Genomic DNA, 23,498 nt, shown 5'->3' with positions numbered 1-23,498 from the left:
ACCGCATCACTCCACCGCGTTCCTGCCCGCCCGCCAGAGCACGATGCAGGCGGCACCGATGCAGGACAGCGTGAATACCAGCAGGGCGACCGCGCCGCCCTGCAGCACCGGCAGCAGGGCCTGCGCGTGCAGGTCGCCGCGCAGCTGTTCCGCACGCAGGCAGGCGGCCAGGGCCAGGCACCAACCGACCAGGGCCGGGGCGAAGGCACGCACCGTCACCGGGTTGCAGACATTCATGGGATCACCTGTACGAGGGGAAGTGCACGGAGTATTCGCGCACGCCCTCTCACAGGCTGAGATCAGCCCTCGATCGGGTCGATGTCGTCGCTCGGCAGCTCACTGGCCTCGCCCTGCACCTGTACGTTGTTGCGACCCATTGCCTTGGCCCGGTAGCACTGGGCATCAGCCGCCGCTACAGCCTGGTCCACGCTCATCCCGCCCGCCAATGGCGCGATACCGATGCTGGCGCCCACATGCAGGCGATCCCGGTCCCACGGAATCGACAGCGATGCCAGGGTGTGCAGCAGTTCACCGCCGATGCGCGCTGCACGACGCGGTGTGCAGCCGGACAGGATCACCGCGAATTCGTCGCCGCCCAGCCGCGCCACCACGTCCGAATCGCGCACGCCGTGGCGCAGCACGCTGGCCACCGCCCACAGCACGGCATCGCCGGCCAGATGGCCCCAGGTATCGTTGACCGGCTTGAAGCGGTCCAGGTCGATGTACATCAACGAGGCGGCCTGGCCGGTACGCTCGACGCGGGTGATCGCCTGCTGCAGATGCACCTCGAAGCCGCGGCGGTTGCTCAGCTCGGTCAGCGGATCGATCTCGGCCAGATGGCGCGCCTCGCGCTGGCGCGCGCGCTGCTGGGTATCGTCGCGCAGCACCCACACTGCGCCCCGTACATGACCTTCATCATCACGCAGCCAGGCACGGGTCAGGTCAACCGGAATCGTGGCTGTGCCCAGGCGCAGCAACAGGTCAGCGTGCAGGTCCACTGCGTTGCTTTCCGGGTCCAGCAGCACGGAGACATCCAGCACTGAACCGGGTGCATACTCAGTGGTCAGTGCCAGCACATCCTGCACCTTGTGCCCGGCCAGCGACAGCGCGCCATCACCGGCCAGGGTGCGCACCGCGGCGGCATTGGCGTAGTCAATGCGACCATCCAGGCTGACACTGAGCACCAGGTCGGCCACCGCATCAAGCGTGATACGGCTGCGCTGCTCGCTCTCGAACAGGCGCTGCTCGCTGCTGCGCTGGGCGCTGATGTCCTGGATCTGCGACACGAAATGCAGCGGCTCGCCGTGCTCGGTGCGCACCAGCGACACCGACAGCCGTGCCCAGATCACCTTGCCGTCGCGATCGAGATAACGTTTTTCCAGGTGGTAGTGGCTCCGCCGCCCGGCCAGCAGGTCCTGCACCAGGGCCAGGTCGGTCTGCAGGTCGTCGGGATGGGTCAGGCGCTGGAAATCAACCTGCAGCAGTTCTTCGCGGGGGTAGCCCAGGATCCGGCACAGTGCGTCATTGACGTCCAGCCAGCGCCCTTCCAGCGACACCAGCGCCATGCCCAGCGCCGCCGACGTGAACGCACCGGCGAATTTCTCTGCCGACAGGCGTGCTTCGGCACGCGCCTGCAGGATCTCGGTAATGTCGATGGACATGCCGACATAACCGATCCGCGCGCCGCCGGCACCATCCATGCGGCTGATCGACAGGCGCACCTGGCGTGGCTGGCCATCCTTGCGCCGCAGTGTCCACTGCCGTGAATAGGTCTGATCATCGGCGCGAGCGCTGAGTGCTTCAAACGCGCCCGGCAGGCTTCCGTCCGCAGCCGCCAGCGGACGCAGCCAGGCCGCCAGCTCGTCCGGATCGTGGAAATCACCCAGTCGCCGCTGGCCGACCACTTCTTCGGCGCTGTATCCCAGCAGGCGTTCCGCGCCGGTATTGAACAAGGTGATGGTGCCTTCGGTATCGGTCGCGATCACCGCCACCTCGTCGGATGCGTCGACCACGGCCTGCAATCGCTGCCGGCTCTCGGCCGCATCCTGTCGCGCCTGCTGCAGCTCGGTCACGTCGGCGTGTGCACCGGCCATCCACAGCGGTCGTCCCTGCCCGTCCCATTCGAACACGCGGCCACGGTCGTGGATCCATATCCACTGGCCATTCTTGTGCCGCATGCGCAGCAGGCAGACATAGTTGTCGCTGCGGCCTTCGAAATGGTCCTCCAGTGCCGCATCGGACAGGACGATGTCGTCGGGGTGGACCAGCTTCAGGAACGTCTTCTGGCACACCGGCTCCAGCTCTTCCAGGCGATAGCCGACGATCTCCGCCCAGCGCGCATTGACCCGCATTTCGCCGGTCTGCACGTTCCATTCCCAGGTGCCGGCTGCGGTGCCGTCGATGATCATCGCCAGGCGACGGCGCTCCTCGGCCAGCTCCTGCAGGCGCCGTTCGAGCAGCCCGTTGCCGTTGCTTCCCTGGCCCGCCATCAACCCGCCCCGCGGCCCGCACAGGCGGGCAGTGGCCGCAGCACAACGCTGCAGCCCTCAACGAAGACAACGGGTCCTGCTGGCGTCATGGCCCTCCCCAGCGACAGCGGGGTGGCCGAACGCCTCCCCTCAAGCGCAAGTGTGCGCAATCACGGGGAAAACCGACAAGTCCCTCACCACGAATCAAGCGTGACGGGGGACACGGTCCTCAACTGCGCTTGGCGCGGGCGAAGGCCTCGGCCAGGGCATTGTTGGCCGGGGGCGCGGACACGGCGGGACGGCCACCATTGCCCTGGCCCCGGTTCGGCCCGCGGTTCGGGCCGCCTGCGTCGCGGCGCGGCCCCTGCCCGCGCTCATCGCGCTGGCCCGAGCGGCTGGTGGCCTGCCCGGGGGTGTCGTCCAAGCGCCGGGTCAGGGCGATGCGCTTGCGGGCCACGTCCACCTCCAGCACCTTCACCTTGACGATATCGCCGGCCTTGACCACGTCGCGCGGATCCTTCACGAACGTATCGGAGAGCGCCGAAATGTGGATCAGGCCGTCCTGGTGCACGCCGATATCGACGAAGGCACCAAAGGCCGCCACGTTGCTCACCACGCCTTCCAGCACCATGCCCTCGCGCAGGTCCTTGATGTCCTCGACACCCTCGGCGAAGCGCGCCGCCTTGAACTCCGGACGCGGATCGCGGCCCGGCTTTTCCAGTTCCTTCAGGATGTCGCGCACGGTCGGCACGCCGAAGGTGTCGTCGGTGAACTGTTCTGCTTTCAGGCCACGCAGGAAGCTGCCATCACCGATCAGCGCCTTGATCGGGCGCGCGGTGCTGGCAACGATGCGCTCGACCACCGGATAGGCCTCCGGGTGCACCGCCGAGGCGTCCAACGGCTGATCACCGTCGGCGATGCGCAGGAAGCCGGCGCACTGCTCGAAGGTCTTCTCGCCCAAGCGCGCAACCTTCAGCAGGTCTTTGCGACGCTTGAACGGGCCGTTGTCGTCACGATGGCGCACGATGTTCTCGGCCACCGTGGCCGACAGGCCGGACACCCGCGACAGCAGCGCGGCAGACGCGGTGTTCACGTACACGCCGACCGCGTTCACGCAGTCCTCCACGCGCGCGTCCAACGCCCGGGCCAGACGGTACTGATCCACGTCGTGCTGGTACTGGCCGACACCGATCGCCTTGGGTTCGATCTTGACCAGTTCGGCCAGCGGGTCCTGCAGGCGGCGGGCGATCGATACCGCGCCACGCAGCGACACATCCAGGCCCGGAAACTCCTTGGCCGCGAACTCGGAGGCCGAGTACACCGAGGCACCGGCCTCGCTCACCACCACCTTCTGCAGCTTCGGGTTGCCAGCGGCCTTGATCGCTTCACCGGCCAGCTTGTCGGTTTCGCGGCTGGCGGTGCCGTTGCCGATCGCGATCAGCTCCACGTTGTGCTTGGCGCACAGCTGCTTGATGGTCTGCAGCGACTGCTCCCACTGGCGGCGCGGCTCATGTGGGTAGATGGTATCGGTGGCGACCAGCTTGCCGGTGGCATCGACCACGGCAATCTTGCAGCCGGTCCGGATGCCCGGGTCCAGGCCGAGCACGGTCTTCGGGCCGGCCGGTGCCGCCAGCAGCAGGTCCTTCAGGTTGTCGCCGAACACCGCGATGGCTTCGGCCTCGGCCTTTTCGCGGGCCTGGTTGAACAGGTCCAGCAGCAGATGGGTATGCAGCTTGGCGCGCCAGGTCAGGCGGCAGGCGTCCAGCAGCCAGCGGTCGGCGGCACGGCCCTGGTCGGCAATGCCGGCCTTGCGCGCCACGCGCCCTTCGGCGTACTGGTGGCCAGCCTCGGCATCATTGCCCGGGTCCAGCTCCAGGAACAGGATCTCCTCGCGGCGCGCGCGGAACAGCGCCAGCAAGCGGTGCGAGGGAATCTTCGCCAGCGACTCGGCGTGTTCAAAATAATCGCGGTACTTGGCGCCTTCGGTTTCCTTGCCCTCGGCCACGCGGGCACGGATCACGCCGGATTCGCCGAGCCAGGTACGCAGTTCGCCGACCAGCGCAGCGTCTTCGCCCCAGCGCTCCATCAGGATCGCACGCGCGCCTTCCAGCGCAGCCTTGGTGTCGGCCACGCCCTTGTCGGTGTCGACGAAGGTGGCCGCGAACGTCTGCGGGTCCTGCGTCGGGTCAGCCAGCAGGCCATCGGCCAGCGGCTCCAGACCGGCCTCGCGGGCGATCTGGGCGCGGGTGCGGCGCTTGGGCTTGTACGGCAGGTACAGGTCTTCCAGGCGGCTCTTGGTGTCGGCGGCGAGGATGTCGTTGCGCAGTTCGTCGCTGAGCTTGCCCTGCTCGCCGATGCTGGCCAGCACCGCCGCGCGGCGGTCCTCCAGCTCGCGCAGGTAGGTCAGGCGCACTTCCAGGTTGCGCAGCTGGGTGTCGTCCAGGCCCCCGGTCACTTCCTTGCGGTAGCGCGCGATGAACGGAACGCTGGCGCCCTCGTCGAGCAGGCCGACCGCGGCGCGTACCTGGGCGGACTGGGCACCGATCTCGTCGGCGATGGTCTGGGCGATCTGCTGGGCGAGCGCGCTCTGTGCGTTCTTGGCGTCGTGCATTGCTTCAGGTCTGTGCCGCGTTTCGGGAAGACCCCATTCTGGCAACCCACGACGGAGCCGGACAAGGCATTGACAGGGGGAGCGGTTCAGCGGCGGGGCCGGATTGGACGCCGGCATCCTGGCAAGGAGAGGGCTCGGACTGGCCCTGGGCTGGGATGCCGGCGCGGGCGCGCGATGGTGGGCGCGCCCTGCCGCGTGTTGCGGAGGTCAGCGGTAGTGGCGGGCGGCGCGCTGCATGACGATCTCGTCACGCATGCCTTCCAGGGCCATCAGGCGGACCTTGCCGACACCCTGCAGTTCCATGAACCGCTCCGTGTAGAACTCCGGCCCCAGCGCGGTGTCGGCGCGGGATTTGCTGAAGCCGTAGGGCACCACGCCCTTCTCGCCATCCTTGCTACCACCGACATAAAGAACGATTGCCATGTGATGTATTCCTCCAAATTGCTACTGCGTACTGCACTCGATGAGCGATGCTGCGAGCTCATCGAGGGAGAGCTTACCGCGTCGAACCTGACTGGAACGTCACGAAGGCTAATGACGATCGGTTGCATGCAGATGACGGCGGGATCGCAGCAGAATGCTTACGGATCTTTAACTTCCGGCTAACGAATCGGTGGGGGATTCCTGCCAACGGCGCAGCCCCTCGTGGGTGGTTTGGTTGGTCGCGGAAAGCCGGTTTCCTGCGGGCTGGCCGGGAGGGTGGGTAGGCCGGGGACGCCGTGAACCCATCCATGGGGCTTGGCCGCGGCATCCATGCCGCGGACACCTCGCCCTACCCACCCTCCCGGCCGCTGACAGATTCCTGGTGCCTGCCGCCACCCACGGAGAAGAAAAAAGAAGATCAAAAGCAAAGGCAGCCTGGCTGGCCGCTTTTTTGTTGTAGAGCCGAGCCTGCGCTCGGCTTCGCGGGCTGGCCTGAAAGCAGCCGAGCGTGGGCTCGGCTCTACACGAGCAAGCGCAGCGCGCGACCCGCTTTTGCCTTTGATTTTCCTCTTCCATTCCGTGGCGGGCCGCGCAGGAAATTGTCAGGGGCCGGGCGGGTGGGCTGCGCGGGGGTGTCCGCCGCATGGATGCGGCGGCCAAGCTTACAGGGACGTACTTGCTGCGTCCCCCGCGCAGCCCACCCGCCCGGCCAAGCGCGGCTTTTGCTTTCAGCGACCCACCCAGCCCCCGCCACGAGGGGCTCCGCCGTTGGCCGGCACCCCGCGACAAACCACCGCACGTGCGCAATCCCAACGAACGTCGGACAATGGAGACCTTGGCGGCCCGCCGCGCCGCCCCTCCCGCTTTTCGCTGCAAGGATTCCCCCATGGCCGCCCGCAAGTCCTCCGCCCCCCTCATCGAAGTCACCGCCCGTCCCGGCCAGCCGCTGGGCATGGCGCCGGCCACCTTCCTGCGCGATTTCTGGCAGAAGCGCCCGCTGCTGATCCGTAACGCCTTCCCGGACTTCCAGACCCCGGTGCAGCCGGAAGACCTGGCCGGGCTGGCCTGCGAGGAAGGTGTACTGGCGCGCCTGATCGAGCACGACAAGACCCAGGACAGCTGGCGCGTGCGCACTGGCCCATTCCAGGAAGACGTGTTCCCCGCCCTGCCCGACCACGACTGGACCCTGCTGGTGCAGGACGTGGACAAGTGGGACCCGGACGTGCGCGCCCTGATCGAGCACTTCAGCTTCCTGCCGCGCTGGCGCATGGATGACGTGATGATCAGCTTCGCCGCTACCGGTGGCTCGGTCGGCGCCCACGTCGACCAGTACGACGTATTCCTGCTGCAGGCCCACGGCCACCGCCGCTGGCAGATCGATGCCAGCGAATCGATCAAGGGCAAGCAGCCGCCGCTGGGCTTCCGCCCGGACGTGGAGCTGAAGCTGCTGAAGGTGTTCAAGCCGACCCACGACTGGGTGCTGGCACCAGGCGACATGCTGTATCTGCCGCCGAACGTGCCGCACCACGGCGTGGCCGAAGACCCCTGCCTGACCTTCTCGTTCGGCATGCGTGCGCCGTCTTCTGCCGAGCTGATCAGCGACTATCTGGACACCCTGATCGCCGATGCCGACGAGAACATCCGCTACCAGGATGCCGACCTGAAGGTGCCGGCCGACCCGAACGAAATCGACACAGTGGCGATGGCGCGGGTGATCACCGCGCTCAATGCCATCCGCATGAACGACCCGGACAAGCTGGGCGACTGGTTCGGCCGCTTCATCACCACCTACCGTGCAGCGGGCGAAGTGATGGCCCACCAGGCTGCACCGGCACCGGAGGAAGTGGCCCAGGCGCTGGCCTCGGGCCTGCTGCTGCAGCGCCACCCGTGGGCGCGACTGGCCTGGCGCCGGGCCAAGCGTGGCGCCAGCCTGTATGTCAGCGGCCAGGACTTCGCGTTGCCGGTGAAGGACGCACAGCGCCTGGCCGGTGCCGAGCAGCTCGACGCCACCGCCTATCGCGGCCTGTCCGACAAAGGCCGCGCGGTGGTCCAGCAGCTGCTGGTTGGTGGCGTGTTCCAGTTGATCGATCCGAACGAGGTGTATGACGCCGAAGACGAGGACGACGGCGAAGACGCCGTGGTGCTCGGCGAAGTGGTCGAAGGCCGTGACCGCGTGGATGCGATAGACGCCGATGCGGTGTCCGACGATGTCCACTCCGTGACCGTGCACGACGACGGCATCGAGGTCATCGTCAACTTCGAGGACGACGAGGAAGACGACAGCGACGCCGGCCGCGTCTGAGCCGCCGCCATGATCCGGGTCCAGCAGGTCAGCCACGCCGACGCCCACGTTGCCATCCACGACGTGCGCCAACGCGTGTTCGTGCAGGAACAGGGCATCGCCGCCGAACTGGAACGCGATGCGCTGGACCCGGTCAGTGCCCATGTGCTGGCGCTGGACAGTGACAACCAGCCGGTCGGCACCGGCCGACTGGCCCCGGACGGCCGCATCGGCCGCATGGCGGTGCTGGCCAGCCATCGCAGCCAGGGGGTCGGCGAGGCCCTGCTGGAGGCACTGGTCGAGGCCGGGCGCCGCCTCGGCCTGGCCGAACTGCACCTGCACGCCCAGCTGCCCGCCCGTGACTTCTATGCCCGCCAGGGCTTCCTGCCCGAGGGCGAGGTGTTCGAGGAGGCCGGCATCGGCCACCAGCAGATGCGTCGCCGGCTGGGCGCGGCCGGCGCCATCGACGGTCGCGCCGAGGCGGTGGCGATCACCACCGCCATCATCCACCGCGCCCGCCGCCAGCTGTGGCTGCACAGCCGTCAGCTGGACCCCGGCCTGCTTGACACACCGCCGGTGCAGGCCGCCCTGCGCCGCTTCGTCACCGCCCGCCACGACAAGCACCTGCGGGTGATCGTGCACGATGCGGCTGCCGTTGCCTCTGCCGGGGCACCGCTGCTGGCGTTGGCCCAGCGCCTGCCAAGCGTGATCCAGTTCCGCGAGGTCACCGACCCGGTCGACCGTGCGTTGGCCTCGGCCTGCCTGCTCAACGATGCGGGCGACTTCTACTTTCGTCTGATCGGGCATCGCTTCGACGGCGAGGCCGGCATCGCGCTGCCGGCACGTTCGCAGCCGTTCGAGCAGCAATTGCAGCGTGTCTGGGACCGTTCGCGCGATTGCAGCGAACTGCGCGCGCTCGGCATCTGAGCGCGGGCCACCGCGCCAACCTGTCTGGAAGCGGCACCGGGGGACGCGCGATGCCTCTGGTGGTGCCCCTTCGTGTCCGGTTGGGGGTACAATTTGGCTGTTTGAACGCGCCCGTGCATGGCTATTCATCTTCGTGCCGGGTCCTTCTGAAGCCATACCCCACAAAGCGAATCAGCACCCTCCATCGTGGACAATCAACTGAAGCAGTTTGCGCAATCTTCGCAACTCGCCGGCGGCAACGCCTCCTATGTCGAGGACCTGTACGAGCAGTACCTGGTCTCCCCGGATAGTGTCGATCCCAAATGGAAAACCTACTTCGACGGCTTCAAGGGCCGCGAAGCAGGTGACATCCCGCACTCGGCTGTCATCTCCCACATCGCGGACGCGGCCAAGGATGCGCTGAAAGCCGGCACCGGCAGCGGTGCGGGCGACGAGCGTGAGCGCAATGTCGGTCGCCTGATCACCGCCTACCGCTCGCGTGGTCACCTGGACGCGCGCCTTGATCCGCTGGGGCTGGCCGCACCGGTCAACACCCCGGACCTGGGCCTGCCGTTCCACAGCCTGTCCGATGCCGACCTCAACAGCGAGTTCAGCACCGGCGGCGTCGGCGGCCAGCCGCGCATGAAGCTGCGCGACCTGCTTGCACGCCTGAAGGCGACCTACACCGGCTCGATCGGTGCGGAGTTCATGCACATCTCCGAGGTCGAGCAGCGCCAGTGGATCTACAAGAAGCTGGAAGCGGCCGGTGGCAACTACCAGCTGGACGCTGACACCCAGCGCCGCACCCTGGAGCGCCTGACCGCGGCTGAAGGCCTGGAGCGCTACCTGCACACCAGGTACGTCGGCCAGAAGCGCTTCTCGCTGGAAGGCGGCGACTCGCTGATCCCGATGATGGACACCATCATCCGCAGCGCCGGCAAGGATGGCGTCAAGGACGTGGTGATCGGCATGGCCCACCGCGGCCGCCTGAACGTGCTGGTCAACACCCTGGGCAAGAACCCGCGCAAGCTGTTCGACGAGTTCGAAGGCAAGTTCGAGCACGACGAGCACGCCTCGGCCGGTGACGTGAAGTACCACATGGGCTTCTCGGCCGACGTCGCCACCGAAGGCGGCCCGGTGCACCTGGCGCTGGCGTTCAACCCGTCGCACCTGGAAATCGCCGACCCGGTCGTGGCCGGTTCCGTGCGTTCGCGCCAGGAGCGCCGCAAGGACACCGCCCGCAAGCAGGTCATGCCGATCCTGATCCACGGCGACGCGGCCTTCTCCGGCCAGGGCGTGGTCATGGAGCTGTTCCAGATGTCGCAGGCCCGCGGCTTCGCCGTCGGCGGCACCGTGCACATCGTGGTCAACAACCAGGTCGGCTTCACCACCTCCAACCCGCTGGATACGCGTTCCACGCGCTACGCCACCGACGTGGCGAAGATGATCGCCGCTCCGGTGCTGCACGTGAACGGCGATGATCCGGAAGCGGTGGTGTTCGCCGCGCAGCTGGCCTTCGAGTTCCGCCAGAAGTTCGCCAAGGACGTGGTCATCGACCTGATGTGCTACCGCCGTTGGGGCCACAACGAGGCCGACGAACCGGCGATCACCCAGCCGCTGATGTACCAGGTGATCCGCAAGCACGCCACCACCCGCGAGATGTATGCCGAGCAGCTGGAAAAGGCGGGCGTGATCGCCGCCGGCGCTGGCAAGGCGATGGTCGATGCCTACCGCGAGAAGCTCGATGCCGGCGAAGTGACCACCGAGCTGGCCAAGGTCGAGAAGACCCCGCCGACCAGCCCGCTGTTCGTCGATTGGCCGAAGCTGCTGGAAGGCAAGCTGTCCGATCCGATCTCGACCAAGGTCGAGAAGAACAAGCTGGTCGAGCTGGCCAAGCTGATCAACACCATTCCCGAAGACGTGCAGCTGCACTCGCGCGTGGCCAAGGTCTACGACGACCGCCGCAAGATGGCCGCCGGCGAGATTCCGGGCGACTGGGGCTTTGCCGAGAACCTGGCCTACGCCACCCTGCTCGACGAAGGCAATGCACTGCGCCTGGTCGGCCAGGACGTCGGCCGCGGTACGTTCACGCACCGCCACGCGATCCTGCACGACCAGAAGACCGACAACTACTACATGCCGCTGCGGCAGCTGGTGGATTCGCCGGAGAAGGCCACCGTCATCGATTCGCTGCTGAGCGAAGAAGCGGTGATGGCCTACGAGTACGGCTTCTCCACCACCGATCCGAACACGCTGTGCATCTGGGAAGGACAGTTCGGCGACTTCGCCAACGGTGCCCAGGTCGTCATCGACCAGTTCATCGCCGCCGGCGAAGCCAAGTGGGGCCGCATTTCCGGCCTGACCCTGCTGCTACCGCATGGCTATGAAGGCCAGGGCCCGGAACACAGCTCGGCGCGCCTGGAGCGCTTCCTGCAGCTGTGCGCGCTGGAGAACATGCTGGTGGTGGTGCCGTCGACCCCGGCGCAGGCCTTCCACATGCTGCGCCGCCAGCAGCACCTGACCACCCGCAAGCCGCTGGTGGTGATGTCGCCGAAGTCGCTGCTGCGCCACAAGCTGGCCGTGTCGACCCTGGACGAACTGGCCAACGGCGAGTTCCAGCACCTGATCGGCGACGCCAACGCGGACGCCAAGAAGGTCAAGCGCGTGGTGCTGTGCTCGGGCAAGGTCTACTACGACCTGCTGGAAGACCAGACCAAGCGTGGCCAGGACGACGTGGCGATCATCCGCGTGGAGCAGCTGTACCCGTTCCCGCGTGCGCTGCTGGCCGCCGAACTGAAGAAGTACGGCAAGGCCACCGACGTGGTGTGGACGCAGGAAGAACCGCAGAACCAGGGTGCGTGGTACCAGATCCGCCACCACCTGCAGTTCTGCCTGGCCGATGGCCAGAACCTGCACTACGCCGGTCGCGCACGTTCGGCTTCGCCGGCTGCCGGTCACATGGCTGACCACGTCCGCGAACAGCAGCAGCTGGTCGCCGACGCGCTGGTCAACCCGTTCAACGACTCGTTCGCTGAATAATCCTCCCCCTATTTAGAAGACAAACCAGGAAGCTCCCGCAATGGCCACCGAAGTCAAAGCCCCGGTACTGCCCGAATCCGTCGCCGACGGCACCATCGCCACCTGGCACAAGAAGGTGGGCGACGCCGTCAAGCGCGACGAAAACCTGCTTGACCTGGAAACCGACAAGGTCGTCCTGGAAGTGCCGTCGCCGGTCGACGGCGTGCTGAAGGAAATCAAGTTCGCCGAAGGCTCGACCGTGACCTCCAGCCAGGTCGTGGCGATCATCGAAGAAGGCGCCGTGGCTGCTGCCCCGGCTCCGGCTGCTGAAGCCGCTCCGGCGGCTGCCGCTGCCCCGGCCGCCGCTGCTCCGGCCGCTGCCGCCGCTCCGGCCCCGGCTGCCAAGTCGGCCGCCGACACCCTGCCGCCGGGCGCCCGCTTCACCGCCATCACCGAAGGCGTGAACCCGGCCGACGTCGACGGCACCGGCCGTCGCGGCGCGGTGACCAAGGAAGACATCGTCAACTTCGCCCGCAACGGCGGCGCCGGCAAGGCCGGTGGTGCACGTCCGGAAGAACGCGTGCCGATGACCCGCATCCGCAAGCGCATCGCCGAGCGCCTGATGGAGTCGAAGAACTCCACCGCCATGCTGACCACCTTCAACGAAGTCGACCTGTCCAAGGTCTCGGCTGCGCGCAAGGAACTGCAGGACGAGTTCGTCAAGGCCCACGGCATCAAGCTGGGCTTCATGAGCTTCTTCGTGAAGGCCGCGGCCAACGCGCTGCAGCGCTTCCCGCTGGTCAACGCCTCGATCGACGGCGACGACATCATCTACCACGGCTACTCGGACATCTCGATCGCCGTCTCGACGGAGAAGGGCCTGGTCACCCCGGTCCTGCGCAACGTCGAGCGCATGTCGTTCGCCGACATCGAGAAGACCATCGCCGACTACGCCAAGAAGGCCCGTGACGGCAAGCTGGGCCTGGACGAACTGCAGGGCGGCACCTTCACCGTGACCAACGGCGGCACCTTCGGTTCGCTGCTGTCGACCCCGATCATCAACCCGCCGCAGAGCGCCATCCTGGGCATGCACGCCATCAAGGAGCGTCCGATCGCCCAGAACGGCCAGGTCGTGATCGCGCCGATGATGTACCTGGCGCTGTCGTACGACCACCGCATCATCGACGGCAAGGATTCGGTGCAGTTCCTGGTGGACATCAAGAACCAGCTGGAAAACCCTGGCCGCATGCTGTTCGGCCTGTAAGACACCTCCCGCCCCTCCGCGCCTGCGCGGAGGGGTTCTGGTAATGCATCAAGGAATAATTCAATGGCTGAACAATTCGACGTCGTCGTCATCGGTGCCGGCCCGGCCGGTTACCACGCTGCCATCCGCGCGGCCCAGCTGGGCCTGAAGACCGCCTGCATCGACGCAGCGCTGGGCAAGGACGGCAAGCCGGCCCTCGGCGGCACCTGCCTGCGCGTGGGCTGCATCCCGTCCAAGGCGCTGCTGGATTCCTCGCGCCAGTTCTGGAACATGGGCCACATCTTTGGCGACCACGGCATCAGCTTCAAGGATGCCAAGATCGACGTCGAGGCGATGATTGGCCGCAAGGACAAGATCGTCAAGCAGTTCACCGGCGGCATCGGCATGCTGTTCAAGGCCAACAAGGTCGCCGCCTACTACGGCTTCGGCGAGCTGCAGCCGGGCAACGTGGTCAAGGTCACCCAGCATGACGGTTCCATCGTCGAGCTGAAGGGCACCAACGTCATCATCGCGGCCGGTTCGGATTCGATCGAACTGCCGTTCGCCAAGTTCGACGGCGAGACCATCGTCGACAACGTCGGCGGCCTGGACTTCACCGAAGTGCCGAACCGCCTGGCGGTGATCGGCGCCGGCGTGATCGGCCTGGAACTGGGCAGCGTGTGGAAGCGCCTGGGCGCTGAAGTCACCATCCTGGAAGCACTGCCGGAGTTCCTGGCCGTGGCCGACGCCGAAGTGGCCAAGACCGCTGCCAAGGAATTCAAGAAGCAGGGCCTGGACATCCGCCTCGGTGCCAAGGTCTCCAAGACCGAGATCACCGGCAAGGGCAAGAAGAAGGAAGTCGTTGTCACCTACACCGACAGCGAAGGCGAAAAGACCCTGACCGTGGACAAGCTGCTGGTGGCCGTCGGCCGTCGCGCCGCCACCAAGGGCCTGCTGGCCGAAGGCACCGGCGTCAAGATCAACGAGCGCGGCCAGATCGAAGTCGACGCACACTGCCACACCGGCGTCAACGGCGTCTGGGCGGTCGGCGACTGCGTGCGCGGCCCGATGCTGGCGCACAAGGGCTTCGAGGAAGGCATCGCGGTGGCTGAGCTGATCGCCGGCCTGCCGGGCCACGTCAACTTCGACACCATCCCGTGGGTCATCTACACCGAGCCGGAACTGGCCTGGGTCGGCAAGACCGAAGCGCAGCTGAAGGCCGAAGGCATTCCGTACAAGGCCGGCAGCTTCCCGTTCGCCGCCAACGGCCGTGCCGTGGCGATGATCGAGCCGGCAGGCTTCGTGAAGATCCTGGCCCACGCCGAAACCGATCGCATCCTCGGCATGCACCTGGTCGGCGCCAACGTCTCCGAGCTGGTGCACGAAGGTGTGCTGACCATGGAGTTCAGCGGCTCGGCCGATGATCTGGCCCGCATCTGCCACGCCCACCCGTCGCTGTCGGAAGTGATCCACGACGCGGCGATGGCGGTCAGCAAGCGCGCCATCCACAAGGCGAACTGATCTGCATCATGGTAGGTGCCGACCGTTGGTCGGCACTCACCTGCAGAAGAAAAACCCCGCTTCGGCGGGGTTTTTTGTTGCCCTTCTTCATGTAGAGCCGAGCCCACGCTCGGCTGCGCATTTGGCGGTCCGTGAAGGCCCAGCCGAGCATCGGCTCGGCTCTACACCTTTTCAGCAGGCTTCTTCGGCGGATCGTCGCAGACCCTGTGCTGCACCACCGTCTCGCCGACCTTCCATTGCTTCGTGACCCGGCAGCGCTCCTTGGCCTCGGGTGCCGTCGAAGCCTTCGCCCCCGCCGCATTCGCTTCATCGGCACCGGCTGCCTGCTGGCGCTCCAGCCACACCGACGGTGGCGCGGGCGGTGTTGCCAGCACCGGGCCTGGCAACAGGACCAGACCCATCAGCAACACGGCCCTCATGCGGCCACCGCCCGGCCACCCATCAACCGCGCCGGCAGCATGAACAGCGCGCGCAGGAAGGCGAACAGCGCCGAAAAGGTGATGCCGACCAGGCGGAACGGCAGGCTCAGCAGCCAGACGAACGGCCAGGCGATCAGGGCGAGGATCGCCAGCGGCCAGCACAGTACGAACAGCAGGCACCACACACCGAGCGCGAACAGGGTCTTCATCACGGTCTCCTTGTGGCGGCACCTTGCCGCCTGCGGACACCTTGGCGCCCTGCCCTTGCCACGCACAAACGGTTTGCGACGAAACCGGGCTGGGGGCGATGAAACCGGTCCACCGCCGTTGTAGAGCCGAGCCTGCGCTCGGCTTTCCAGAAGCAGCCGAGCGTGGGCTCGGCTCTACAGGAGCTGCACTGCGCCCGGGCGGCCGTGGGTCACCTGGAAGCGCGCTGCGGTGCGCACTGCGGCATCCGCACGCAGCACGCTGTCGGCGAAGCGCAGCTCCGCCTCAACGGTCTGCCGGTTCAGCTGCAGCTTCCACCAGCCACGGCGGTCGCCATCGAAGTAACGGATATGCGGGTTCTGCGCTATCGACGGTCCGTAGTACGGACCGTACGGCGTGTCGTCGCCGCCACTGCTGATCGCCGGGGCGATGAATTCGGTGGCCACGACCGGCGAGCGGGGCACGTCGAAATCCAGCTTCAGGTCGTTGACGAAGGTGGAATGCCAGTCACCGCCCAGCACGATGGCATTGCCCTGCCCGCCCGCCTGCATCGCCTGCAGCAGGCGGTTGCGAGCCGCCGGATAACCATCCCAGGCGTCGTTCCAGAAGCGCTCGCGCGGTGTGCCACCGTCCAGCCGCAGCTGCGCCATCAGCAGCTGCTGTACCACCACGTTCCAGCGCGTGCCCCGCGCGACGGCCATCGACTGCGCGAACCACGCCTCCTGGCCCGTGCCGAGCATGCTCATGCGTGGATCCAGCGCCGCCTCGCAGCGCGGTGACTCGCCCACACCGCAGGGATTGGCCGGGCGGAACTGGCGGCAGTCGAGCAGCGTCAGCTGTGCAAGATCGCCGTAACGCAGGCGCCGATGCACGCGCAGGCCACCGTTGCCCGCAGGCGTGCTGCGCATCGGCAGGTGCTCGTAGAACGCACGATACGCGGCCGCGCGGCGGATGATGAAATCCTCCATTGAGACGCCGGGCTTCTCGGGGTGGATGCCGGAGTAATCGTTCTGCACTTCGTGGTCATCCCAGATCACCGCGAACGCGTGTGCGGCGTGCGCGGCCTGCAGGTCGGGATCGAGTTTGTACAGCGCGTACTGGTCACGGTAACGTTCCAGGCTCACCGTCTCGCCACTGAACCGCGCCGCATCCAGCGTGCTGCCACGCGCGTTCTGCAGCGGGCTGTATTCATACAGGTAGTCGCCGGCATGCAGCACCAGGTCGACATCACTCTGCGCGATGTCACGCAGCACCGGGTAGTAGCCGCTGTTCCACGCCTGGCAGGTACACAGCGCCAACCGCAACTGCTGCAACTGCGTGCCCAGCAGCGGCGCGGTGCGGAAGTGGCCGACCACGCTTTCCTCATCGCCGTCGCAGGCGAAACGATAGTAATAATCGCGGCCGGGACGCAGGCCGTCGACCTCCACATGTACCGAATGGGCCAGCTCCGGCACAGCCGCAGCGACGCCCCGCTGCACCAGCCGGCGCATGCCGGGGTCTTCGGCCACGAACCAGCGCACGGGCAACGCCCGCGACGGCATGCCGCCGCCGTTGAGCGGGTCCGGCGCGAGCCGCGTCCACAGCACTGCACCCTGCGGATCCGGATCACCGGCGGCGATACCGAGGGTGAACGGATCACGCCCCAGCCGCGGCCGTGGGCCGGCCGTGGCCAGCCCCGGCATCGCCGCAAGTGCGATCGCCGCCCCCGCGCCCTGCCACGCCATGCGCAACAGGCGACGACGGCTTTCCGGATCGACAGGCCCGCGCATCAGAAGTGCACGGTGGCGGTGGCCATCACTTGCCGCGGCGCGCCGACCTGCATGGTCGCCAGGCTGCGGGTCGGGTCGGCGGCGTAGGTGCCGTTGGTGTTGATCGAAGACAGGTAACGCTTGTCGGTCAGGTTGGTCAGGTTAAGCGCCACGGTCAGGTTCTGTGCCGGGCCGAGCGTGCCGAAGTCATAGGCCACCGACGCATTGACCAGCCAGTAGCTCGGCACCGACACATCGTTGGTATAGGTCACGTAACGCTTGCCGACATGGTTGGCGGCCAGTCGCAGGTCCCACGGGCCCGGGGTCCAGGCCAGGGTGCTGGCGAACATCCACTCCGGTGTGTCGACGGTCGTCTTGCCGCGGGTCGGCACCACGCCGTTGTTCACGTAGTCGTTGTCGTAGGTACTGTCATTCCACGACAGCGCATTGGACCAGATCAGGTCCTGCATCGGCTTCAACTGCAGGGTCGCCTCGGCACCGCGGCTGGTCACCGAACCGACGTTGGAGAACAGCGCCGGGCAACCGAGGATGCCCACGCACTGCGCGATGGCCAGCAGGCGGTTGTCGAACTTCACGTCATACACCGCCACCGAGGCTTCATAGCCCTGGCCGTAGCCGCGCCAGCCCAGTTCGAGGGTGCGCGACTGTTCCGGCTTCAGGCTCTTCGCGCTGGCATCGAACGCGGCCTGCGGCACGTTGAACGGACTGCCCACGCCCAGTGCATAGGCCGCGATGTTCTTGGCGAACGAACCAAAGATCTCGTTGCCTTCGTTGAGCTTGAAGTTGAAGCCGGCCTGCGGCAGGAAGCCCTTCTTCGAGGTCAGGCTGCTGTTGTTGGCATAGCTGCCCAGCGGTGTGCGCACGCGGGTGCGGGTGTGCGGCGACTTCGCACCGATGTCGATGGTCAGACGGTCATCGAACAGGCGGAAACGGTCCTGCACGTAGAACTGGCGGGTGATGGTGGTGTAGCGCTGGTGCCACACGCGCTGGTCCGGATTACGCAGGAAGAAATCGTCGGTGATCGGGCCGTCGATGTAATAGAAGTTGCGCTGCACGCTGTGGCCGTTGTCCTCGTACCACAGGCCCGCTTCCAGCTCGTGGCCCGCCACGTTCCAGGTGAACGCAGAGGTCACACCGGTGCGGTCGATCGCATACTCGGTAGTGCGGATCGAGATCGGGATCTCGCGGCTGGTACCCGGGTTGGACGGATTGGACGGGCTGAACCAGTGGCCCTGGCCACGGTTGCTGTGGTTGTAGACGTTGACCTTCAGGCGCATCGACTCGTTCAGGCCGAAATCGCCGGCGATGCTGGACAGGTCGTCATTGCGCAGGCCGTGGCCGGAGTAGTACGCATCCCACGGGCTGTTGACGCCGCCGCTGAACGTGCCGCGTGCAGCGGCCACGGCACGGTTCCAGTCCGGCGCGTAGTTGTCCCAGTCCCAGCCGAGACGATCGATCATCTCCAGCGACAGGTCCTGGTAATCGGCCTCGACGCGGCGCGAGGCGTTGAACAGCGCGGTAATCCTGCTGTCCGTTCCGAAGTTGTAGGTGGCCTTGCCGTTGAACTGCTTCAGCTCCTGCGAGCCCTTGCCCTTCCACTTGTCGCCTTCTGAGTATGCGCCGGACAGGTAGGCCGCAAAGCCCTGATGTTCACCAGTCTCCAGGCGCGCATAGCTGCGGCGCGCGTTGTCGCTGCCAAAGCCCTGTGCCAGAACCACGCCGTATTCGGTGGACGGGTCGATCGAATAGAACTGGAACACGCCGCCAAGGTTGCTGGTGGACGGCGTACCCAGCGCGCCAATGCCGGTGGAAACCTCCGCGCCGCCCAGGTTCTCGCTGATCACCGCGCGGCTGATGTGCAGGCCGTTGCTGTTGCCGTAGGCCATGTTGCCCAGCGGGATGCCATCAAGGGTGTAGCCCAGGCGGTTCTGGTTGAAACCACGCAGGCTGATGCTGGTGGACCATTCGTAGGCGCCGGTGGCATCAGCCGATTCGAAGTGCACGCCCGGCTTGCTGGCCAGCAGCTTCAGCGGGTTGGCACCCGGCGGCAGGATCTTCATGTCCTCGGCGGTCACACGCTGCACCTGGCGGGCTTCGCCGCGGCCGATCACCGAGATCGAATCGAGGGTGGTGGCCGACGGCGCGTCGGTCGTGGGAGCGGTTTCAGCGACAGCCAGCGACGGCAGCGAAGCACAGACCAGCAGGGCCAGCAGATTGCGGCGGAGCGGAGCGTGGGACGGCATGGGGGCGGATTCCTTGGGCACGCTGGACGCCGAAGGGCGGCGTCGAAGGGCAGCAGCGGCGGAATCGTAGAAGCGTCGCGTTACATGTCATTTACACGCCACATACGGACGTTTGGTGTTTGGAATGGTTTGCCGGCCAGGAGGAGATTGCCGGCCAGCGGCCGGCACGCCTGTTACTCGAACGAGCCGACCGAATCGTGGGCCAGGTTGTCGAAGCGGGTGTATTCGCCGAAGAACTTCAGCTTGCACGAACCGGTCGGGCCACCACGGTGCTTGCCGATGATGATCTCGGCCAGGCCCTTGTCCGGCGAATTTTCCTTGTTGTAGTAATCGTCGCGGTAGATGAAGACGATCATGTCCGCGTCCTGCTCGATTGCGCCCGATTCGCGAAGGTCGGCCATCACTGGGCGCTTGTCGGTACGTGTTTCCAGCGAGCGGTTGAGCTGCGACAGCGCGATCACCGGCACGTGCAGTTCCTTGGCCAGGCCCTTCAGCGAACGCGAGATCTCCGAGATTTCGGTCGCGCGGTTTTCGCTGTTGCCCGGCACGCTCATCAGCTGCAGGTAGTCGATCACCACCAGGCCCAGGTCATGCTCGCGCTTGAGGCGGCGGCACTTGGAGCGCAGCACTTCCGGCGACACGCCGGGCGTATCGTCGATGAAGATCTTGGTTTCCTTCAGCATCTTGATCGCGCTGGTGACGCGGCTCCAGTCCTCGTCTTCCAGCTGGCCGGTACGCAGGCGCTGCGCGTTGATGCGGCCATTGGAGGAAATCAGGCGCATCGCCAGCTGCGATGCCGACATTTCCATCGAGAACACCGCCACGCCCTTCTTCGACTTGATCGCCGCGTACTCGGCGATGTTCAGCGCGAAGGTGGTCTTGCCCATGGCCGGGCGCGCAGCCAGGATGATCAGGTCGGTCGGCTGCAGGCCGGAGGTCATCGCATCGAAATCGTTGTAGCCGGTCGGCAGGCCGGTGATGTTGCCGCCGTTCTCGAAGCGGCTGCGCAGCTCTTCGAAGGCATCCTTCAGTGCACCGGGCATCGCCACGAAATCGGTACGACCGCGTGCGCCCTGTTCGGCGATGGCGAACACGCTCTTTTCCGCCGATGCCAGCAGCTCGCTGCTCTCACGGCCCTCGGGCTGGAAACCATCGTTGACGATGTCCGTGCCCACCTGGATCAGCTGCCGCAGCACTGCCTTGTCACGCACGATCTCGGCGTAGGCCACGATGTTGGCCGCCGACGGCGTGGTACTGGCCAGCTCGATCAGATAGGCACCATCGCCCACCAGTTCCATCTTGCCCTGCGATTCGAACCACTCCCCCAGGGTCACCGCATCGAACGGCCGCTCGCGCTCGGACAGCTCACGGATCGCGCGGTAGATCATCTGGTGGTCGCGGCGGTAGAAATCGCCTTCGGTCAGCTGGTCATTGACCCGGTCATAGGCCTCCGGGGCCAGCATCAGGCCACCCAGCACCGCCTGCTCGGCTTCCACCGAATGGGGCGGTACCCGCAACTGGTCGATGCGCGATTCGTCGCGATCGCGATCGAAGCCATCACCGCGCTCTCTGCGGTTGGAACGGAAGCCGGGGCGAGCGGACATGCTGCGGTGTTTCCTGCAAAAGTGGGCCGGACGAGTGTAGGCATGCGCCGACCCCGGCGGCCATGGACAAGCCTGTGGATAAGCCGTGGAGAAACGGGGGATATCCGCCGGTGCCTGGCCAGATTGGCGTGGGGGCGTCGCACTGCCTGCGACGGGCGCCGTTGCGGCACCCGAGCGGGCATTATCGCAGATGGGGGTGGCAACCGCTGGCGTCAATCGCCTTTGACGTGAACCGCGATCAGCGCCAGGAACCGGTCCACATAGCCTTGCAGGAACTTCTGCGTGCCTTCGTTGTGGACCGTGCCGTCGGCATCGATCAGGCCGTCCTTGAAATGGATGAACGCCTCGGGTTGGCCGAGCACGTGCATGTCCAGGAAGGCCAGGCTGTTGCGAAGGTGCTGCTGGGCCACGGCGGTACCGATCTGGCCGATGGAGGCGCCGATCACCGCCGCCGGCTTGCCGGCAAACGCGCTGTCACCGTAGGGGCGCGAGCCGATGTCGATGGCGTTCTTCAGCACGCCCGGCACCGACCGGTTGTACTCGGGGGTCACGAACAGCACCGCGTCGGCGGCGCGCACCTGATCCTTCAGCCGGGTGCCCTGCGGCGGGTACTGGCCATCGAAATCCTGGTCGTACAGCGGCAGATCACCGATCTGCACGTACTGGAAGCGTGCACGGTCGCCGGCGATCTTCTCCAGCGCATGGGCCAGCCTGCGGTTGCAGGACTCCTTGCGCAGGCTGCCGACGAACACGGCGATGGTGGGGACGGACATCGGGACATACTCCTCATGGTGCGGGAGACCCAGCCTAGTCGCCGGGCCCTTGCAGACCGGTGAAGATCAGCCGCCCGTGACGCCCGCGCGCACCTGCCGCCAATGTGCCTGCCAGGCCTGGAACATCAGCACGTTCCACAGATGGGTATGCCACTTGCGCTGGCCGCCGAGGAACTGCTGCCACAGCGGCTGTACCGCGGCCGCTGACAGCACGCCCTCCCGCTCCAGCCGCGCCGGCTGCAGCAGGTCTTCGGCCCATGGCCGCAGGTCGCCCTTCAGCCAGTCACTGACCGGCGCGCCAAAGCCACGCTTGGGCCGGTGCACCATCGACTGCGGCACATAACGACCCAGCACGCGCTTGAGCAGCACCTTGCTGGTGGTTTCACTGCGCTTGAAGCCCAGCGGCAGCGACCAGGCGAACTCGGCCACGCGTGAATCCAGCAGCGGCGCACGTGCTTCCAGGCTGACCGCCATCGAGGTGCGGTCGACCTTGCACAACAGGTCATCCGGCAGGTAGGTCACGTAATCGGCCAGCATCATCGCGTCGGCCGGTGTGCCGGCACCGTGCAACGGGTCGGCCAGGTCGTAGAAGCTGCCGGCAGCCTGCGCGCCCGGCACTGCCGCCGTCGGGTCGCGCCAGCGCGAGATGCGGTTGCGGTACACGTCACCGATGCCACGCGCGCCGGACTCGGCCAACAGCGCGGCCAGGCCGCCGGTACGCGAGGCCTCGCCCTGCTGCTGGGAGCGCGCGCCCATCCAACGCCGCAGCGGCCCTGGCACGCGGCCCAGCATCTGCCAGTTGCGCAGCGCGCGCACATAGCGGGTATAGCCGAAGAACAGCTCGTCACCACCATCGCCGGACAGCGCGACGGTTACGCCCTGCCGCGCCAGGCGGGCGACCAGCGCGGTCGGCACCTGCGAGGCATCAGCGAAGGGTTCGTCGAACATTGCCGGCAACTGCGGCACCACCGCCAGTGCATCGGCACCGCTGACGTAGAGTTCGGTGTGGTCACAGCCCAGATGCGCGGCCAGTTCCTTGGCCAGCGGCGCCTCGTCGTGGCCCGAACCAGTGAAGCCGATACTGAAGCTGTGCACCGGCTGACCGCTCTGTGCCTGCATCAGCGCGGCCACCAGCGATGAATCGGTGCCGCCGGACAGGAACACCCCCACCGGCACGTCGGCCACCATGCGCAGCGCCACTGCGTCGCGCAGCAGCCCGTCCAGCTGTTCCTCGGCCTCTTCGATGCGGCCCTGGAACGGCGCGGCCAGCGCCGCCTGCATGCGTGCCCGCGCATCCCAGTACGGACGCTGCGCCTGTTCCGGGCGATGCGCCGATGCACCCGCCGCGACGGCTTCGGCATCCAGGCGCAGCACGCGGCCCGGCATCAGCTTGTAGCAGCGCTGGTGGATGCTGTGCGGGGCCGGAATGTAGTCCAACCGCAGCAACAGGGTCAGTGCGTCGCGGTCGATGTCGTTGTCGAACGCCGGGTGCTGCCACAGCGCCTTCAGTTCGGAACCGAACACCAGGGTGTCACCGGCCCAGCCGTAGTACAGCGGCTTCTTGCCAACACGATCGCGGGCCAGCCACAGGCACTGCTGCTGGCGGTCCCACAGCGCGATGGCGAACATGCCGTTGCAGCGCTGCAGGGTGTCCTCGATGCCCCATTGCAGGATCGCTGCCAGCAGCACCTCGGTGTCGGAGTGACCACGGAAGGCATGCCCCAGCGGCTCCAGTTCGGCACGCAGGGCGGCAAAGTTGTAGACCTCGCCGTTGTAGGCCATCACGTAGCGACCATCGGACGAGGCCATCGGCTGGTGGCCCAGCGGCGACAGGTCGAGAATGCTCAGCCGGCGGTGCGCCAGCGCGATGCCTGCGCCGGCATCGACCCAGCTGCCGCCATCATCCGGCCCGCGGTGGTGCAGCGCCTCGCCCATGGCCAGGACCTGCGCCTGCAGCACCTCGGCCGACGCCACAGGCGCCGGCAACAACATTCCCGCCAATCCACACATGC

At 66.8% G+C, this 23,498-nt stretch carries 16 protein-coding genes; 5 read left to right on the top strand and 11 right to left on the bottom strand.

All coding sequences use genetic code 11. From position 1 onward, the window contains the following. Nucleotides 1–6: 6 nt before the first annotated feature. The 4 genes from N5D20_RS16440 to N5D20_RS16425 all read right to left on the bottom strand — a co-directional run bounded on the left by N5D20_RS16440 (nucleotide 7) and on the right by N5D20_RS16425 (nucleotide 5,502). A complete protein-coding gene (locus tag N5D20_RS16440; RefSeq protein ID WP_010484939.1) occupies nucleotides 7–237 on the bottom strand; it encodes a hypothetical protein in 231 nt (76 codons plus the stop codon). Between the two features lie 62 nt (nucleotides 238–299). Then, entirely contained in the window at nucleotides 300–2,489 is a 2,190-nt protein-coding gene (locus N5D20_RS16435; protein WP_043403096.1) for a PAS domain S-box protein, read from the bottom strand. Between the two features lie 208 nt (nucleotides 2,490–2,697). Continuing rightward, nucleotides 2,698–5,079 carry a Tex family protein gene (locus tag N5D20_RS16430; protein ID WP_262102467.1) on the bottom strand — a complete coding sequence of 794 codons (2,382 nt, stop codon included), beginning with the start codon at nucleotides 5,077–5,079 and terminating at the stop codon, nucleotides 2,698–2,700. 207 nt (nucleotides 5,080–5,286) lie between these two features. Further along, complete coding sequence (locus tag N5D20_RS16425) at nucleotides 5,287–5,502, bottom strand: hypothetical protein (RefSeq protein ID WP_005410085.1); 216 nt, start codon at nucleotides 5,500–5,502, stop codon at nucleotides 5,287–5,289. Between the two features lie 886 nt (nucleotides 5,503–6,388). Here N5D20_RS16425 and N5D20_RS16420 point away from each other — a divergent pair. The 5 genes from N5D20_RS16420 to lpdA all read left to right on the top strand — a co-directional run bounded on the left by N5D20_RS16420 (nucleotide 6,389) and on the right by lpdA (nucleotide 14,471). Continuing rightward, nucleotides 6,389–7,804, top strand: a complete 1,416-nt coding sequence (locus N5D20_RS16420) for a cupin domain-containing protein (RefSeq protein ID WP_197579596.1) — start codon at nucleotides 6,389–6,391, stop codon at nucleotides 7,802–7,804. Nucleotides 7,805–7,813: 9 nt separating this feature from the next. Beyond that, nucleotides 7,814–8,710 (top strand): GNAT family N-acetyltransferase, encoded by an 897-nt coding sequence (locus tag N5D20_RS16415; RefSeq protein ID WP_197579595.1) that lies wholly within the window; start codon nucleotides 7,814–7,816, stop codon nucleotides 8,708–8,710. 186 nt (nucleotides 8,711–8,896) lie between these two features. Next, complete coding sequence (locus N5D20_RS16410; RefSeq protein ID WP_197579594.1) at nucleotides 8,897–11,728, top strand: 2-oxoglutarate dehydrogenase E1 component; 2,832 nt, start codon at nucleotides 8,897–8,899, stop codon at nucleotides 11,726–11,728. A 40-nt stretch (nucleotides 11,729–11,768) separates the two neighbouring features. Beyond that, nucleotides 11,769–12,971 (top strand): dihydrolipoyllysine-residue succinyltransferase, encoded by a 1,203-nt coding sequence (gene sucB, locus N5D20_RS16405; RefSeq protein WP_005413940.1) that lies wholly within the window; start codon nucleotides 11,769–11,771, stop codon nucleotides 12,969–12,971. A gap of 63 nt (nucleotides 12,972–13,034) precedes the next feature. Next, on the top strand, nucleotides 13,035–14,471 hold the full coding sequence (gene lpdA, locus N5D20_RS16400; protein WP_010486837.1) for a dihydrolipoyl dehydrogenase: 1,437 nt from the start codon (nucleotides 13,035–13,037) through the stop codon (nucleotides 14,469–14,471). A gap of 161 nt (nucleotides 14,472–14,632) precedes the next feature. Here the strand turns inward: lpdA and N5D20_RS16395 are convergent, their stop codons facing one another. From N5D20_RS16395 to asnB, 7 genes are all read right to left on the bottom strand, one after another. Next, nucleotides 14,633–14,890, bottom strand: coding sequence for a hypothetical protein (locus tag N5D20_RS16395; RefSeq protein ID WP_197579593.1), 258 nt, complete (start codon nucleotides 14,888–14,890; stop codon nucleotides 14,633–14,635). Next, nucleotides 14,887–15,099: a hypothetical protein gene (locus N5D20_RS16390; protein WP_197579592.1), complete on the bottom strand. Its 213-nt coding sequence runs from the start codon at nucleotides 15,097–15,099 to the stop codon at nucleotides 14,887–14,889. Before N5D20_RS16390 ends, N5D20_RS16395 begins: the two co-directional genes overlap by 4 nt. Nucleotides 15,100–15,273: 174 nt before the next feature. Then, nucleotides 15,274–16,866: an alkaline phosphatase D family protein gene (locus N5D20_RS16385; RefSeq protein ID WP_197579591.1), complete on the bottom strand. Its 1,593-nt coding sequence runs from the start codon at nucleotides 16,864–16,866 to the stop codon at nucleotides 15,274–15,276. After that, nucleotides 16,866–19,109: a TonB-dependent receptor gene (locus tag N5D20_RS16380; protein ID WP_197579590.1), complete on the bottom strand. Its 2,244-nt coding sequence runs from the start codon at nucleotides 19,107–19,109 to the stop codon at nucleotides 16,866–16,868. The genes N5D20_RS16385 and N5D20_RS16380 overlap by 1 nt, the downstream gene beginning before the upstream one ends. Nucleotides 19,110–19,282: 173 nt before the next feature. Beyond that, nucleotides 19,283–20,713: a replicative DNA helicase gene (locus tag N5D20_RS16375; protein ID WP_010486827.1), complete on the bottom strand. Its 1,431-nt coding sequence runs from the start codon at nucleotides 20,711–20,713 to the stop codon at nucleotides 19,283–19,285. A 212-nt stretch (nucleotides 20,714–20,925) separates the two neighbouring features. Next, nucleotides 20,926–21,486 (bottom strand): NAD(P)H-dependent oxidoreductase, encoded by a 561-nt coding sequence (locus N5D20_RS16370; protein ID WP_053443285.1) that lies wholly within the window; start codon nucleotides 21,484–21,486, stop codon nucleotides 20,926–20,928. A 66-nt stretch (nucleotides 21,487–21,552) separates the two neighbouring features. After that, entirely contained in the window at nucleotides 21,553–23,496 is a 1,944-nt protein-coding gene (gene asnB / locus N5D20_RS16365; protein ID WP_197579589.1) for an asparagine synthase (glutamine-hydrolyzing), read from the bottom strand. Nucleotides 23,497–23,498: the final 2 nt, after the last annotated feature.

The organism is Stenotrophomonas sp. GD03877 (assembly GCF_029840555.1).
Classification (GTDB): Bacteria; Pseudomonadota; Gammaproteobacteria; order Xanthomonadales; family Xanthomonadaceae; genus Stenotrophomonas; species Stenotrophomonas geniculata.
Note: the sequence above shows the minus strand (reverse complement) of the source record. Positions and strands in the feature narration are given on the sequence as shown.

Excerpts from the sequence above, each read along its gene's own strand:
- sucB (WP_005413940.1), top strand. The coding sequence starts at position 11,769 with ATGGCCACCGAAGTCAAAGCCCCGGTACTGCCCGAATCCGTCGCCGAC.
- N5D20_RS16390 (WP_197579592.1), bottom strand. The coding sequence starts at position 15,099 with ATGAAGACCCTGTTCGCGCTCGGTGTGTGGTGCCTGCTGTTCGTACTG.
- lpdA (WP_010486837.1), top strand. The coding sequence starts at position 13,035 with ATGGCTGAACAATTCGACGTCGTCGTCATCGGTGCCGGCCCGGCCGGT.
- N5D20_RS16415 (WP_197579595.1), top strand. The coding sequence starts at position 7,814 with ATGATCCGGGTCCAGCAGGTCAGCCACGCCGACGCCCACGTTGCCATC.
- N5D20_RS16440 (WP_010484939.1), bottom strand. The coding sequence starts at position 237 with ATGAATGTCTGCAACCCGGTGACGGTGCGTGCCTTCGCCCCGGCCCTG.
- N5D20_RS16370 (WP_053443285.1), bottom strand. The coding sequence starts at position 21,486 with ATGTCCGTCCCCACCATCGCCGTGTTCGTCGGCAGCCTGCGCAAGGAG.
- N5D20_RS16430 (WP_262102467.1), bottom strand. The coding sequence starts at position 5,079 with ATGCACGACGCCAAGAACGCACAGAGCGCGCTCGCCCAGCAGATCGCC.
- asnB (WP_197579589.1), bottom strand. The coding sequence starts at position 23,496 with ATGTGTGGATTGGCGGGAATGTTGTTGCCGGCGCCTGTGGCGTCGGCC.
- N5D20_RS16380 (WP_197579590.1), bottom strand. The coding sequence starts at position 19,109 with ATGCCGTCCCACGCTCCGCTCCGCCGCAATCTGCTGGCCCTGCTGGTC.
- N5D20_RS16420 (WP_197579596.1), top strand. The coding sequence starts at position 6,389 with ATGGCCGCCCGCAAGTCCTCCGCCCCCCTCATCGAAGTCACCGCCCGT.
- N5D20_RS16425 (WP_005410085.1), bottom strand. The coding sequence starts at position 5,502 with ATGGCAATCGTTCTTTATGTCGGTGGTAGCAAGGATGGCGAGAAGGGC.
- N5D20_RS16375 (WP_010486827.1), bottom strand. The coding sequence starts at position 20,713 with ATGTCCGCTCGCCCCGGCTTCCGTTCCAACCGCAGAGAGCGCGGTGAT.
- N5D20_RS16395 (WP_197579593.1), bottom strand. The coding sequence starts at position 14,890 with ATGAGGGCCGTGTTGCTGATGGGTCTGGTCCTGTTGCCAGGCCCGGTG.
- N5D20_RS16435 (WP_043403096.1), bottom strand. The coding sequence starts at position 2,489 with ATGGCGGGCCAGGGAAGCAACGGCAACGGGCTGCTCGAACGGCGCCTG.
- N5D20_RS16385 (WP_197579591.1), bottom strand. The coding sequence starts at position 16,866 with ATGCGCGGGCCTGTCGATCCGGAAAGCCGTCGTCGCCTGTTGCGCATG.